The following is a 12,919-nucleotide window of genomic DNA, read 5'->3' as shown; positions in this document are numbered from 1 at the left end:
ACGCATTCAGCTAGAAGGAAAACATGAAGAGAAATAGGAATCATGTAGCTATCTATGTTAAAATAATGAACAGTAATCACATAGAGAATAGGTGACAAAATGAATGAATTAAACTTATCAACAAGACTTGAAGAAGTAGTAAAGTCGATTCCTTTGGGAGCAAAGATAGCAGACATTGGCTCAGATCATGCGTACTTGCCGTGTTTTGCTTATTTAAATGGATATATTAGCGGCGCCGTAGCAGGAGAAATTACAGAAGGTCCTCTTCAATCGGCTATTCAGCAGGTGAAAAAAACAAACTTAACGGATGTTATTGATGTTCGAAAAGGAAACGGCCTAGAAGTAATATCACCGAATGAAGTAGACTGTATTACAATCTGCGGAATGGGCGGAACGCTTATTACGATGATTTTAGAAGAAGGAAAAGAAAAGTTAGAAGGAGTAAAAAGACTTGTGCTTCAGCCGAATATTGGTTCACATCATATTCGCAGCTGGCTGATTCAACACAACTGGGAAATCATTGATGAAAAAATCATCGAAGAAGACGGTCGTATGTATGAAGTCATCGTTGCTGAACCTGGAAATGCCTTAGCTCCTTATAACGGGGAAGTGGAAGCCGGTGTATTAATGGGCCCTATTTTAAAAGAAAAACGTTCTTCTGCTTTTATTACAAAGTGGACGCATGAACTAAATCATCTTAAACAAATTGTCAGTCAAATGGAGCAGGCTCAGTCAGAGGAAAGCAAAGCAAAACTTCAAAAACTTACCCAAGACATCTCATTAATTGAGGAGGCGTTAAAATGAGTAAAATCCCTAACGGATTTCAAGTAATTGAAGCATTTGAATCATTTTCTCCCAAGCATTTAGCAGTTGAAGGAGATAAAATTGGTTTACAGATTGGAACGTTAAACAAGCCTGTAAAAAAAGTAATGGTAACGTTAGATGTTCTTGAAACGGTCGTAGACGAAGCGATTGAAAAACAAGTGGATTTGATTATTGCTCATCATCCTCCTATTTTTAGACCTCTAAAACAAGTGGTTACAGATCGTCCTGAAGGGCGTATTTTAGAGAAATGCATCAAACATGATATTGCTGTATATGCTGCTCATACAAACTTAGATATAGCTAAGGGCGGAGTAAATGACTTGTTAGCCGAAGCGTTGGGTTTACAAGAGACAAAAGTGCTGGTTCCAACAACGTCTATTCAGCTGAAAAAGCTTGCTGTATTTGTTCCTTCAAATCATGCTGAAGCAGTGCGCACAGCTATTTGTGATGCGGGAGCTGGACATGTGGGTCTTTATAGCGACTGTACGTTTTCAACTGAAGGCGAAGGCACGTTTAAACCGTCTTCAGAAGCCAATCCATACATTGGCTCAAAAGAAGAGCTAGAACGTGTAAATGAAACAAAAGTTGAAACAATTTTTGAAGCGAGTCACCAAAATAAAATTATTCGTGCCATGCTTAGTGCTCATCCTTATGAAGAAGTAGCCTATGACATTTATCCAGTTGAACAAACGGGCGAGACGCTTGGACTTGGCCGAATTGGTAAATTAAAAGAAGAAATGACGTTAAAACAGTTTGCCGCTCACGTTAAACAAGCATTGGATGTAGATGGTGTCAGAGTAGTAGGGGCTATGGATGCCACAGTGAAAAAAGTAGCTGTTCTTGGCGGCGACGGAAACAAGTATATTACAAGTGCAAAATTTAGCGGAGCAGATGCCTATGTAACAGGCGATTTGTATTTCCACGTTGCTCATGATGCAATGGCAATGGGGTTAAACGTTGTGGATCCTGGTCATCATGTTGAAAAAGTCATGAGACAAGGTGTAACGCGTGTATTAAACAGTCTTTTTGATGCGAAAAACTTTGAGTGCGAAGTATTTGATTCAAAAGTAGACACAAACCCATTTACGTTTATGTAACAAAGAAGGTGTTGACGAATGTCAACACCTTTGCGTCTATTAAGACGATTTTTTTGTTCGAACTTTTGGTAAAATTTTTGAAAGAGGCACACTTTTTTCACGTGTCCATGTTGTTTCATCTTCTGGATCGAACTGATCTAGAAAATTGATGACCTCTTTTGTGATTGGAGTAGGGGTAGATGCGCCTGCCGTAACAGCTACGGTTTTCGCGTTCATCAACCATTCGATCTGAAGCTCTGAGATGTCACCGATACGATATGCCTCAGTGCCGGCAATCTCCATTGATACTTGAGCTAAACGGTTTGAATTGTTACTTTTAGGATCTCCTACTACAATTGTAACATCTGCTTCACCTGCTTGTTCGGCTACAGCTTCTTGGCGAACTTGTGTAGCTAAACAGATTTCCTTGTGAACTTCAGCGTGCGGATATTTTTCTTTCACTTTTTCCATTACATCTGCAACGTCCCACTGACTCATTGTTGTCTGATTTGTTACAATGATTTTCTCGCGTTGAATATTTAAATCGGCTACGTCTTCTGCTTTTTCAATTAAATGAACGATATCTGGTGCGATACCAAGTGCACCTTCTGGCTCAGGGTGATTTCTTTTTCCGATATAAATAACGTCATAACCTTCTTTTTCTTTTTGGCGAATAAGGTCATGGGTTTTTGTAACATCCGGACATGTAGCATCGATTGTTGTTAAGCCTTTTTCTTTTGCTCGTTCTTTTACTTCTGGAGATACTCCGTGCGCAGTAAAAATAACGGTTCCTTCATTTATTTGGTCTAAGATTTCTAGGCGATTAGCACCGTCCAGTGTGATAATGCCGTCTTCTTCAAACGCATCTGTAACGTGTTTATTATGAACAATCATTCCTAAGATATAGATTGGTCGAGGCAATGATTTATCTAAAGCGGCGTTTCGTGCAATGACCATTGCGTCTACTACACCATAACAATAGCCGCGCGGTGCAATTTTAATAACTTTCATTTCAATTTCCTCCTCATCATAATCCTGACGAGCAATTCAACTCGCTTCTATTATATAAAAGAGGAAGGCAGAATACAAAGATATTCTTTTTTTACTCACTGTATTTCTTTAAGGAATCAGCGGATTTATTAAATATAAAGTTTTGGTTTAGACACGCGATCTCTAGATGAATGTTCAATTTCTTCTTCGAAGAAATCCAGCTCATCATCGGATGAATCCGTACTTTCTGCGCTTGCTGATAAAACCTTACTGTCTTTATTTTCATCTGTTTCAGCAACCTCTGTTCCTTCTGCTTCGAGTACTTCATCTGTGTCATCACTTGAGCGTAAGGCCTGATAGATTTTCCATAGAGAAGGAGCATTTTTGACAAGAGGCCCGTATTGTTGAATCATAGGTCCCATCGTTTCCGCTGCTTTTAATACTCGTTGAACATTTCCCATCATGGAGCTCAAGTTAGCAGGGTTCGTTAATCCTTGCAAGCCTCCAAGCAGGGAAGAAGAGTTAGCCGCTCCTGCAGCACCTTGGGCTCCTGAAAGGCCAGAAAACAAAGAACCTCGAGGAGCAGCCGCAGCCGCTTGTTGAAATGGTATGTTTCTATTTCCGCCTCTTCGGAATAGGCGAGTTAAGAAGTTACCTCCTCCACGGTTCAGGCCTTGCTGATTCGGGTAAAATGATTGTTGAGCATTTGTTTGCTGGGCAAAGTTACGGAACTGCTGTAATGGGTTGAATTGGCCAAAGTTACCAGGTTGCCCAAAGCCATTTTGTGGTGGCATTCCTGGCATCATTCTTCTTTGCATACCGGGTGGAAATGGTGGTCTTCGCTGTAGCAAAGGACGCACCTCCTTTAGTAAAGTAGATTTTCTTTTACTATCGTATGCAACTCGCGATAAAATGTTTTTGAAACAGGTAATAAGTTTTAGTAATATGAATGAGAAGTAGTCACAGAAGGAAAAATCGATTATAATCATATATTGTGCCTTAAAAGATGAACGTGAATGTAAAAAAGGAGACTATTATGGAAAAAACAAACTTTGAACGTTTTGAGTTTCAACCATTTTTAATAGAAGCAATTAAACAATTAGGTTTTTATCAGCCTACAGAGATTCAGGAGCGCTTAATTCCTTCCGTTTTAAAAGGGGAAAGTGTAATTGGTCAGTCACAAACAGGGACGGGCAAAACACACGCTTATTTATTGCCTTTACTTGAAAAGGTAGACCCTAAAAAAGAAGAAGTACAAGTTGTGATTACCGCTCCAACTCGTGAGCTTGCTTCTCAAATTTATCAAGAAGTATTAAAGCTAACAAAACACAGTGCTGAAGGAGAAGAAATTTCAGCAAAATGTTTTATCGGCGGTACAGATAAGCAGCGTACAATCGACAAATTAAAGAAGCAGCCTCAAGTTGTTGTAGGAACACCGGCTCGTTTGTTTGATTTAGTAAATGAAAAAGCGTTAGTTGTGTATACAACAAAGGCGTTAGTAGTAGACGAAGCTGATTTAATGCTTGATATGGGATTTTTAGAAGATGTGGACCGTTTGGCAAGCAATATGCCTGAAAAATTACAGATGCTGGTTTTTTCAGCAACTATTCCTGAAAAATTAAAGCCATTCTTAAAAAAATACATGGAAAATCCAAAATTTACGCATGTTTCGCCTAAGCAAGCGGCAGCGGCTAAATTAGAGCATGTATTAGTTCCACTACGTCATCGTAACAAGTTTAAGCTGCTGCATGATATGCTTATTTCGTATAATCCTTATTTAGCTATCGTCTTTACAAATACAAAGAAAATGGCGGACGAAGTAGCAGATGACCTACTGTCTAAAGGGTTAAAAGTAGGAAGAATTCACGGAGACTTATCTCCTCGTGACCGTAAGAAAATGATGAAGCAAATTAATAATTTAGAATTTCAATACGTAGTAGCGACAGATTTAGCAGCTCGCGGTATTGATATTGAAGGAATTTCACACGTAATTAACTTTGAGCTTCCTTCAGATCTAGATTTCTACATTCACCGCGTAGGACGTACAGCTCGCGCCGGTCATTCTGGAATTGCTGCTACAATCTTCGATGTGGAAGATGAAGATGCAGTAAATAAGCTAGAGAAAATGGGGATCGAGTTTGTAAACAAAGATCTTCAAAAGCAAGAATGGATTTCCATTGATGACCGTAACCGCCGTAAAAAGCGTGTGAAGAAAGCGGATGAAGTGGGAGAAGAGGCACATCGCTTTATTCAAAAGCCGAAGAAAGTAAAGCCTGGCTACAAGAAAAAACGTGCTCGTGAAATTACAAAGTATGTGCAAAAGAAAAAGCGTAGTGAAAGACGCAACAATCGTTAATCGCAATAGGTTAGAGGTGTAAAAAGGAATGTTGAAAATTGGTTCTCACGTATCGATGAGCGGTAAAAAGATGCTTTTAGGAGCAAGTGAAGAGGCAGCTTCTTACGGAGCAAATACGTTTATGATCTATACAGGCGCTCCACAAAATACTCGCCGCAAAAAGATTGAAGAGCTTAATATTGAAGCTGGTCTTTTGCATATGAAAGAGCATGGAATGAAAGATATTGTTGTACATGCTCCCTATATCATTAATTTAGGAAATACAACAAAGCCCGAAACATTTGAGCTTGGAGTAGATTTCTTAACGTCTGAAATTCAGCGCACCCATGCTCTTGGCGCAAAGCAAATTGTTCTTCATCCAGGGGCTCATGTGGGCGCTGGAGCAGATGCCGGTATTCAGCAAATTATCAAAGGTCTAAACGAAGTGTTGACAGCTGATCAAGAAGTTCAAATTGCGCTTGAGACAATGGCTGGAAAAGGAACAGAGTGTGGAAGAAGCTTTGAAGAAATTGCACAAATTATTGACGGTGTGACGCACAATGAAAAGCTCTCTGTTTGCTTTGACACATGTCACGTTCATGATGCTGGTTATGATATCGTTCAAGACTTTGACGGTGTATTAAATGAATTTGACAAAACCGTAGGAATACAGCGAATTAAAGTGCTTCACATCAATGATAGTAAAAATGTATGCGGTGCTCGAAAAGACCGTCATGAAAATATTGGATTTGGTGAAATCGGATTTGGTGCACTGAATTATATTGTTCATCACCCAGCGTTTACAGATGTTCCTAAAATTCTAGAAACTCCTTATGTAGGAGAAGATAAGAAAAATAAAAAAGCGCCATATCAATTAGAAATTGATATGATTCGTGCACAAAGCTTTGATTCAGAGTTAAAACAAAAGCTTATGTAATTTCATATGTGATTGAAAGAGGTCATGTCTATAGACATGACCTCTTCTTTTACATCAACTGCTGAAATAATTCGTTCACTCGTCTGGCAGTTTCGCGATCTGTTACTTGAGCAATTTGTTTGATTAAATTTCGGCGCTCTTCGAGGTTATAAATATTTACGGGCTGTTGTCTAATGACGGATACAAGGGTGTGTGCCTGCTGATCTGTAATGGGGATGTTGTATTGTTTGCTATACTTTAAAAGCTCTTTCGGGGTAATGTTGTTTACTTTCTTATTGACAATCTGCTGTACAATTTTCATATGATTACCTCCTCGTCATATACAGTTTATGAATAAAAAAGAAAGATGTGACTATATTGTGTAATAAAACAATATTTTGAGTCGGATGAACTTACGGAGGCAAGAAAGCGAAGGAGTGAAACGGCTTAGTTTACAAATAAAAGACAATCCTGTATACTACATAAATGACTAAATCGTAATGATTCTGAGAAAGTAAATGGGTAACGGAGTATACGATAGAAACCGTGCCCTCTTTTGTATGGAGAAATATAAAAAAAGAATGGTGAGGCGCATATGAATACACCTGATATCATTGAAATTGATCATTTATCATTTCAATATGATGGAGTGAATGTATTAGAAGATATAAGTTTTTCAATTCCAAAAGGAGCTTTTTTGGGTCTCGTTGGTCCAAATGGTTCTGGGAAATCAACGCTAATCAAATGTTTGCTTGGTTTGCAAAAACCATCTCAAGGTGCAATTCGTTTATTTGGAAAAGATCAGAGAAGGTTTAAAGAACGAAGTAAAATTGGATATGTATCGCAAAAAGCGAATAGTTTCAACAGCGGCTTTCCTGCTACCGTTTTTGAAGTGGTTTCCACGGGTCTTACTTCAAAATTAGGTTTGTTTCGCTTTATGAATGCTTCTCATAAACAAAAAGTAAAAGAAGCGGTAGAAGCAGTGGGGATGAGCGAATTTTTAAATCGAAACATAGGAGAACTATCCGGTGGTCAGCAGCAGCGAATTTTTATTGCACGCGCGCTTGTAAGCGAACCTGAGCTGTTAATTTTAGATGAGCCCACGGTCGGAGTGGATGCACAAAATGTGTACACTTTTTATGAGCTTCTTGAAAAGTTAAATAAAGAAAAAGGAATTACGCTTGTGCTTGTTACTCACGATATTGGCACTGTCTCAGAAAAAGTAACCCACGTTGCTTGTTTAAATAAATTTCTACACTTTCATGGGAATGCCAAAGAATTCGAACAGCTTTGTGAACATGACGTATCTATGTTTTATGGTCATAATGTTCATGTGTTAACCCATGATCATCATCATGGAGGGCAGCACGTATGATAAGCAGTTTATTTCAATTTGAGTTTTTACGAAATGCATTTTTAACCGGTATGATTATTGGCGTCTTAGCTCCTTTATTGGGCACGTTCATCGTAGTAAGACGTCTTTCTTTAATTGCAGATGCGTTAAGTCACGTGACGCTAGCGGGGATTTCTGCGAGCTTGCTTCTTAGTCAGAAAATAGGGTTTATGCAAGGAGTGAACCCCGTCTATTTAGGAATGGTGTCTTCCGTTACAGGCGCTCTTTTTATTGAGAAGCTTCGAGGGGTCTACAAGCATTATCAAGAGCTGGCCATTCCGATTATTTTATCGGGCGGAATTGGTATTAGTGCAATTTGTATCTCGCTGGCAGACGGTTTTAATAATGATTTAATGAATTATTTGTTTGGAAGCGTGAGTGCGGTTAGTCGTTCGGACCTTTGGACAGTTGTTGTCATAGCCGTATTTGTAATAGCTATTGTCTTTTTCTTATATAAAGAATTGTTTATTTTATCTTTTGACGAGGAGCATGCTTCTGCATCTGGAATTAAATCGAAGTGGATGCACTTTTTATTTATTGTGATGGTTGCTCTTGTCATTGCTGTATCAATGCGTATCGTCGGTATCTTATTGGTGTCATCTCTTATGACTCTTCCTGTAGCAGCAAGCATTCGCTTAGCTAGAGGCTTTAAACAAACGATTCTGCTTTCGGTAATTTTTGGTGAAATATCTGTTTTAGGCGGATTATTTTCAGCGTACTACTTGGATTTAGCACCAGGCGGTACAATTGTTGTCATTGCTGTTGTTATTTTAATCATATCTATTATGATTAATAAAGGACGGAAGGGGAAACAAAAATGAATTTAACTGAAGCCATTCATTTATTAAAAGATCAAGGATATAAACATACAGGAAAACGTGAAGAAATGCTTGCCCTGTTTTCAAAATCAAATAAGTACTTAACGGCAAAAGATGTATTAGAATACATGAAGCCTGATTATCCTGGTCTGAGTTTTGATACAATCTACCGTAATTTATCATTGTTTGTGGAGTTAGGCGTACTTGAAATGACGGAGCTTTCGAGCGAAAAGCACTTTCGATTTAAATGCGCAACCGCCCATCATCATCACCACTTCATTTGTTTAGATTGTGGAAAAACAAAAGAAATTGAAGCTTGTCCGATGGAGTATGTAGATGAGGATTTGCGAGGGTATAATATTACAGGCCATAAATTTGAAATTTACGGTCAATGTATAGAATGTAATCAATAAAAAAGAGAGGGCGTTATGCACCTCTCTTTTTTATTTTTGCTGTTCTTTTAACCAGCTGGCTACCCACTGATCTGCTTCTAGCCAATTGTATACGCGAACCACTCCTTTTGGAACAGGTAAGCGATTATAAGGAGTATCAAATAAGATAACGGGAATATTGCATTCTTCACTGATTTCACAAGCATTATCATGTTTGTCTTCAAAAAAGATATCAACATCGTATCGTTTTGCTGTCTCAACTTTAAAATGAGAGCCGACTAACTCAATGTGATGAAACGATAGTTCATTTTTTTGAAACCATTCTTCCGTGACGTCCAATAGCTTATCGTGCCTTGCACTAATAAAGAATAATTCATGCTTTTGATGCCATTTTTGCAAAACCGCTTTTGCATCGTCTGCAAGTGGAGAGGTTTCGTAAATAGAGCGTTCATTTGCTTTAAACCATTTCCCGAGTTCTGCAGGTGATACATTTACAAAAGGGCTGAAATCATATTCTGTAATATCTTCAAGTGTTAAATTTAAGTTAAAGGCTTTATTTAAATGAGGAACAAAAGTTTCAGGAGAAGTAACAGTTCCATCAATGTCAATTCCAAACTTTTTCGTCAACTACGTGCACTCCTTTAATACGTTTATTCTACTTAGGTGCTTGATTATTCTTGTCTAGTGTAACATAAAGCCCAAAGAGAAACAGTAATACTTTTTATACGCCTTTGGCAAAACGTAATGATTACTGCACGGCCTAGTGATTGCGTCTGTATCTATTTCTTGTAAAAGAATGAGCAGCTGTATAAGATTGACACTTATAATTTTTCCTCGCATTCAGATACTATAAATGCTCCTTATTTACGAAAGCGAGGGATTAAGCATGGAGAATGAAGAACAAAGGCGTAGAAAAGATGTATATGAAGCTGATTTCATGGAAGAAACTGCAGCTGAAGTGGGCGTTCCTTACCGAGTAGGAGAGCCTCATGCAGAGCGTGAAGTTATAGATATTGATCGCAATCGCAATCATGAAGTCGCTGGACGAGGAGAAGGAACGGGATACGGTCGTTTCGCACTCGTGCTTTCGATTCTTTCACTATTCTTTTTACCAATTATTCTTGGTGCCGCTGGGATTATTCTAGGGTTTATCGCACGCAGAAAAGGAGCACTTACGCTAGGAGCATGGGCAATAGGGATCGGAGTTGTATCGATTATTGTCGGTACGTTTATATTACCGTTCTTTTCATAAAAAAAAGCGAGGCGCATATGCGCCTCGCTTTTTTTATTATGATTTAGCTGCAGCTTTTTCAGCTTCTTGCTTTGCGTGATATTCAGCAGCAATTTTATCAATTTCTTTTTTTAGTTCCTCAACCATTGTTTCTTCAGGAACTTTGCGTACGATTTCACCTTTGCGGAATAAAAGACCTTCACCGCGTGCTCCTGCAATCCCGATATCAGCTTCACGAGCTTCACCAGGGCCGTTTACAGCGCAGCCAAGTACCGCTACTTTAATCGGTGCTTTTACAGTTGAAATATACTCTTCAACTTCATTAGCGATGCTAATTAAATCAATTTCAATACGTCCGCAAGTTGGGCAAGAAATAAGAGTTGCAGCATTGGAAGCTAAACCGAATGATTTTAGCAATTCGCGCGCAACTTTTACTTCTTCTACAGGATCCGCACTTAAAGAAATACGTAATGTATTTCCGATTCCTTTAGATAAAATAGCGCCAAGACCTGCTGCACTTTTTACAGTTCCTGCAAATAATGTACCTGATTCTGTAATTCCTAAGTGAAGAGGGTAGTCAAATGCTTGAGCAGCTTTTTCATAAGCTTCAATTGCCAAGTTAACATCCGATGCTTTCATTGAAACGATGATGTCATGGAAATCAAGGTCTTCTAAAATTTTAATGTGATGAAGTGCACTTTCTACCATGCCATCTGCTGTCGGATAGCCGTATTTATCTAAAATACGTTTTTCAAGTGAACCGGCGTTAACTCCAATACGAATTGGAATATTTTTAGCTTTTGCAGCATTTACAACAGCTTCCACTTTTTCACGGCGTCCGATATTACCAGGGTTAATACGGATTTTATCCGCTCCGCCTTCAATTGCTTTTAATGCTAAGCGATAGTCAAAATGAATATCCACAACTAATGGAATGTTAATGCGTTTTTTAATTTCAGGGATTGCATCTGCTGCGCGCTCGTCTGGACAAGCAACACGAACAACTTGGCATCCTGCTTCTTCTAAACGTTTAATTTCTGCAACCGTTGCTTCAACATCATGTGTTTTAGTGGTTGTCATACTTTGAATAACTAACTCGTTGCTGCCTCCGATTGTTAAATCTCCAACTTTAACCGGGCGTGTTTTTGTACGATGTATAATTTCACTCACGTGATAATCTCTCCTTCAAAATGAAATCAAGAATTTGAATTCATTAATAGAATAACTCTTTATGAACAAAATAACTAGTAGAAAGTACTACCTTAGCTATTTTAACAATGACTATCCCATCTTGACAAGAAGAATGCTGTCATTACTTGTAAATAGGGAACTTATACGTTTTTCCAATTTGAATATCCTCAGGCGCTGTACCGTTATTTAACTTTTTAAAGTCTGTAATCAGTTGGTTCATAGAAACCGGTATTGATTTTTTTGTAAGCTCCTCAATGACGGACAAAACTGTATCGCCTGGCTTAATTTTTATTTTTGTATAGGTGGAAGAAGAGCTGGCGGCTTTTGTTTCTGCAGGCTGCGCTTTGCTGACTTGAACTGCTTCAGTAGCAGTGGGAATGGTCCCGTATTTAATGTCGTAGTGACAAATATATCCGATAAAAGCGAAAGCGGCTAATGCACATAGCTTTTTCATTATGCTCCTCCTTCATTCTTTTGCTTATGTGTAAAGCCTATGCTTGTCTTACTTAAATATGATTGGAGAACGAAAATTGAAAGAAAAATTAATGATTGTTTCATTAGGCTTATTGCCTTTAATCATGGTGCTGGGAAATTCCATGCTCATTCCTCTGCTACCAAGCATTCAAAAGTCACTTCACTTAAGCGGAGTTCAAACCAGTTTGATACTGAGTGCATTTTCGATTCCAGCCGCATTGTGTATCCCTGCTGTAGGGATTTTATCAGACCGGTATGGGCGTAAAAAGTTAATCATATATTCACTCGTCATGCTGATAATAGGTAGTGTCATCGCTTCTAGTAGTGCTTCATTCTCTTCTGGAAGCTTTGCTGTGTTGATGGCAGGCAGAGTCATTCAAGGGATTGGAGCTGCAGGTACTACAACGTTGGCAATGGCATTAACTGGAGATGTATTTACAGGGGAAAAAAGAGCAAAAGTCCTCGGGATTTTAGAAGTGTATAACGGAGCTGGAAAAGTGGTTGCGCCTATAATTGGAGCATCGGCAGCACTCGTCGTATGGTATGCCGCGTTTTTTGTCTATCCTTTAGCTGCAGGTGCTGCTTTAGCAGGTATAGTGATGTATGTGAGAGAAGGGAAAACAGGTTCGGATTCAGTATCTGTTCAAGAATATTTAAAGAGAGCCATTCAGATTGTCTATGATAAAAGAAAATCGCTTTTTCCTTTATTCTTTGTCGGGGGATTGGGGTTGTTTTTATTATTTGGCATTTTATATTACTTATCTTTTCTAATAGAGGAAACGTATCATATAGACGGTTTTTTTAAAGGAACCGCTTTTTTATTTCCTCTTGGCGCGATGACGCTCGTTTCTTATTGGACCGGTCAGCGAATCAAAACAGATGTAGAGCTCATGAAAAAATTGATGATAGTAGGAATGATTCTTTTATTCGTAATGTTTGGAGTATTGACGATCATTTATACGCTTCCTATTTTAATGTTTTGTTTGACAGTCGCCTTTGGCGGCTTAGGATTTGTTCTTCCGTGTATTAATATGATGATTACTTCAGCGGCTTCAGACGAAGAAAGAGGGTTTATTGTATCCATTTATGGAACGGTGAGATTTTTAGGAGTAGCGTTGGGACCTGTTGTTTTTGAAGTGTGGATGCATACTGAAAGGCTGATGTTTATTTATAGCTTTATTCTGCTCACAGCAGGAGGTTTGTGGGTTTTGTATCAGTTGAAAATTCTTTCTTCTGCAATGGGAAGAAGAAAAGTTGTACAGAAATAAAGCCTCGTTC

General features: G+C 38.6%; 15 protein-coding genes. 9 read left to right on the top strand and 6 right to left on the bottom strand.

All coding sequences use genetic code 11. The annotated features are described in order from the left end of the window. Nucleotides 1-99: 99 nt before the first annotated feature. Nucleotides 100-804, top strand: a complete 705-nt coding sequence (locus tag LIS78_RS22995) for a tRNA (adenine(22)-N(1))-methyltransferase (protein ID WP_195781841.1) — start codon at nucleotides 100-102, stop codon at nucleotides 802-804. Continuing rightward, nucleotides 801-1,922, top strand: coding sequence for a Nif3-like dinuclear metal center hexameric protein (locus LIS78_RS22990; RefSeq protein WP_252284397.1), 1,122 nt, complete (start codon nucleotides 801-803; stop codon nucleotides 1,920-1,922). Before LIS78_RS22995 ends, LIS78_RS22990 begins: the two co-directional genes overlap by 4 nt. 39 nt (nucleotides 1,923-1,961) lie before the next feature. Here LIS78_RS22990 and LIS78_RS22985 read toward each other — a convergent pair whose 3' ends face one another. Then, the gene (locus tag LIS78_RS22985; RefSeq protein WP_195781843.1) at nucleotides 1,962-2,912 is read right to left on the bottom strand and encodes a 4-hydroxy-3-methylbut-2-enyl diphosphate reductase; all 951 of its coding nucleotides are present in this window, start codon (nucleotides 2,910-2,912) and stop codon (nucleotides 1,962-1,964) included. Nucleotides 2,913-3,040: 128 nt separating this feature from the next. Then, nucleotides 3,041-3,751: a YqfQ family protein gene (locus tag LIS78_RS22980; RefSeq protein ID WP_252284396.1), complete on the bottom strand. Its 711-nt coding sequence runs from the start codon at nucleotides 3,749-3,751 to the stop codon at nucleotides 3,041-3,043. 176 nt (nucleotides 3,752-3,927) lie between these two features. Here LIS78_RS22980 and LIS78_RS22975 point away from each other — a divergent pair, with 176 nt between their 5' ends. Both LIS78_RS22975 and LIS78_RS22970 read left to right on the top strand, forming a co-directional pair. Then, nucleotides 3,928-5,247 (top strand): DEAD/DEAH box helicase, encoded by a 1,320-nt coding sequence (locus tag LIS78_RS22975; RefSeq protein WP_195781845.1) that lies wholly within the window; start codon nucleotides 3,928-3,930, stop codon nucleotides 5,245-5,247. Nucleotides 5,248-5,275: 28 nt separating this feature from the next. After that, nucleotides 5,276-6,163 (top strand): deoxyribonuclease IV, encoded by an 888-nt coding sequence (locus LIS78_RS22970; RefSeq protein ID WP_116073683.1) that lies wholly within the window; start codon nucleotides 5,276-5,278, stop codon nucleotides 6,161-6,163. A 49-nt stretch (nucleotides 6,164-6,212) separates the two neighbouring features. Here the strand turns inward: LIS78_RS22970 and LIS78_RS22965 are convergent, their stop codons facing one another. Further along, on the bottom strand, nucleotides 6,213-6,464 hold the full coding sequence (locus LIS78_RS22965; RefSeq protein WP_013059210.1) for a DUF2624 domain-containing protein: 252 nt from the start codon (nucleotides 6,462-6,464) through the stop codon (nucleotides 6,213-6,215). A gap of 273 nt (nucleotides 6,465-6,737) precedes the next feature. Between LIS78_RS22965 and LIS78_RS22960 the strand changes: the two genes are divergently transcribed. The 3 genes from LIS78_RS22960 to LIS78_RS22950 are packed head-to-tail and all read left to right on the top strand — an operon-like array spanning nucleotide 6,738 to nucleotide 8,766. Next, nucleotides 6,738-7,517, top strand: coding sequence for a metal ABC transporter ATP-binding protein (locus tag LIS78_RS22960; protein ID WP_013059209.1), 780 nt, complete (start codon nucleotides 6,738-6,740; stop codon nucleotides 7,515-7,517). Continuing rightward, nucleotides 7,514-8,356: a metal ABC transporter permease gene (locus tag LIS78_RS22955; RefSeq protein WP_028411633.1), complete on the top strand. Its 843-nt coding sequence runs from the start codon at nucleotides 7,514-7,516 to the stop codon at nucleotides 8,354-8,356. Before LIS78_RS22960 ends, LIS78_RS22955 begins: the two co-directional genes overlap by 4 nt. Further along, a complete protein-coding gene (locus tag LIS78_RS22950) occupies nucleotides 8,353-8,766 on the top strand; it encodes a Fur family transcriptional regulator (protein WP_013059207.1) in 414 nt (137 codons plus the stop codon). The genes LIS78_RS22955 and LIS78_RS22950 overlap by 4 nt, the downstream gene beginning before the upstream one ends. A 30-nt stretch (nucleotides 8,767-8,796) precedes the next feature. Here the strand turns inward: LIS78_RS22950 and LIS78_RS22945 are convergent, their stop codons facing one another. Beyond that, on the bottom strand, nucleotides 8,797-9,372 hold the full coding sequence (locus LIS78_RS22945; RefSeq protein WP_013085038.1) for a 5' nucleotidase, NT5C type: 576 nt from the start codon (nucleotides 9,370-9,372) through the stop codon (nucleotides 8,797-8,799). A 259-nt stretch (nucleotides 9,373-9,631) separates the two neighbouring features. Between LIS78_RS22945 and LIS78_RS22940 the strand changes: the two genes are divergently transcribed. Beyond that, nucleotides 9,632-9,997 (top strand): G protein-coupled receptor family protein, encoded by a 366-nt coding sequence (locus LIS78_RS22940; RefSeq protein WP_013059205.1) that lies wholly within the window; start codon nucleotides 9,632-9,634, stop codon nucleotides 9,995-9,997. 36 nt (nucleotides 9,998-10,033) lie between these two features. Here LIS78_RS22940 and ispG read toward each other — a convergent pair whose 3' ends face one another. Further along, nucleotides 10,034-11,137 carry a flavodoxin-dependent (E)-4-hydroxy-3-methylbut-2-enyl-diphosphate synthase gene (ispG, locus tag LIS78_RS22935; RefSeq protein WP_201763664.1) on the bottom strand — a complete coding sequence of 368 codons (1,104 nt, stop codon included), beginning with the start codon at nucleotides 11,135-11,137 and terminating at the stop codon, nucleotides 10,034-10,036. 151 nt (nucleotides 11,138-11,288) lie between these two features. Continuing rightward, entirely contained in the window at nucleotides 11,289-11,621 is a 333-nt protein-coding gene (locus LIS78_RS22930) for a hypothetical protein (protein ID WP_195781846.1), read from the bottom strand. A gap of 76 nt (nucleotides 11,622-11,697) precedes the next feature. On the opposite strand from LIS78_RS22930, the gene LIS78_RS22925 reads away from it, so the two are divergent. Next, entirely contained in the window at nucleotides 11,698-12,909 is a 1,212-nt protein-coding gene (locus tag LIS78_RS22925; RefSeq protein WP_195781847.1) for an MFS transporter, read from the top strand. Nucleotides 12,910-12,919 lie beyond the last annotated feature (10 nt).

The sequence above is a fragment of the Priestia megaterium genome, assembly GCF_023824195.1.
Classification (GTDB): domain Bacteria; phylum Bacillota; class Bacilli; order Bacillales; family Bacillaceae_H; genus Priestia; species Priestia megaterium_D.
The sequence above is the reverse complement of the archived record's forward strand: the minus strand, read 5'-3'. Positions and strand labels throughout refer to the sequence as shown.

Coding starts and splice junctions, on each gene's coding strand:
- LIS78_RS22995 (WP_195781841.1), top strand. CDS start 100: ATGAATGAATTAAACTTATCAACAAGACTTGAAGAAGTAGTAAAGTCG.
- LIS78_RS22990 (WP_252284397.1), top strand. CDS start 801: ATGAGTAAAATCCCTAACGGATTTCAAGTAATTGAAGCATTTGAATCA.
- LIS78_RS22985 (WP_195781843.1), bottom strand. CDS start 2,912: ATGAAAGTTATTAAAATTGCACCGCGCGGCTATTGTTATGGTGTAGTA.
- LIS78_RS22975 (WP_195781845.1), top strand. CDS start 3,928: ATGGAAAAAACAAACTTTGAACGTTTTGAGTTTCAACCATTTTTAATA.
- LIS78_RS22970 (WP_116073683.1), top strand. CDS start 5,276: ATGTTGAAAATTGGTTCTCACGTATCGATGAGCGGTAAAAAGATGCTT.
- LIS78_RS22965 (WP_013059210.1), bottom strand. CDS start 6,464: ATGAAAATTGTACAGCAGATTGTCAATAAGAAAGTAAACAACATTACC.
- LIS78_RS22960 (WP_013059209.1), top strand. CDS start 6,738: ATGAATACACCTGATATCATTGAAATTGATCATTTATCATTTCAATAT.
- LIS78_RS22955 (WP_028411633.1), top strand. CDS start 7,514: ATGATAAGCAGTTTATTTCAATTTGAGTTTTTACGAAATGCATTTTTA.
- LIS78_RS22950 (WP_013059207.1), top strand. CDS start 8,353: ATGAATTTAACTGAAGCCATTCATTTATTAAAAGATCAAGGATATAAA.
- LIS78_RS22940 (WP_013059205.1), top strand. CDS start 9,632: ATGGAGAATGAAGAACAAAGGCGTAGAAAAGATGTATATGAAGCTGAT.
- LIS78_RS22930 (WP_195781846.1), bottom strand. CDS start 11,621: ATGAAAAAGCTATGTGCATTAGCCGCTTTCGCTTTTATCGGATATATT.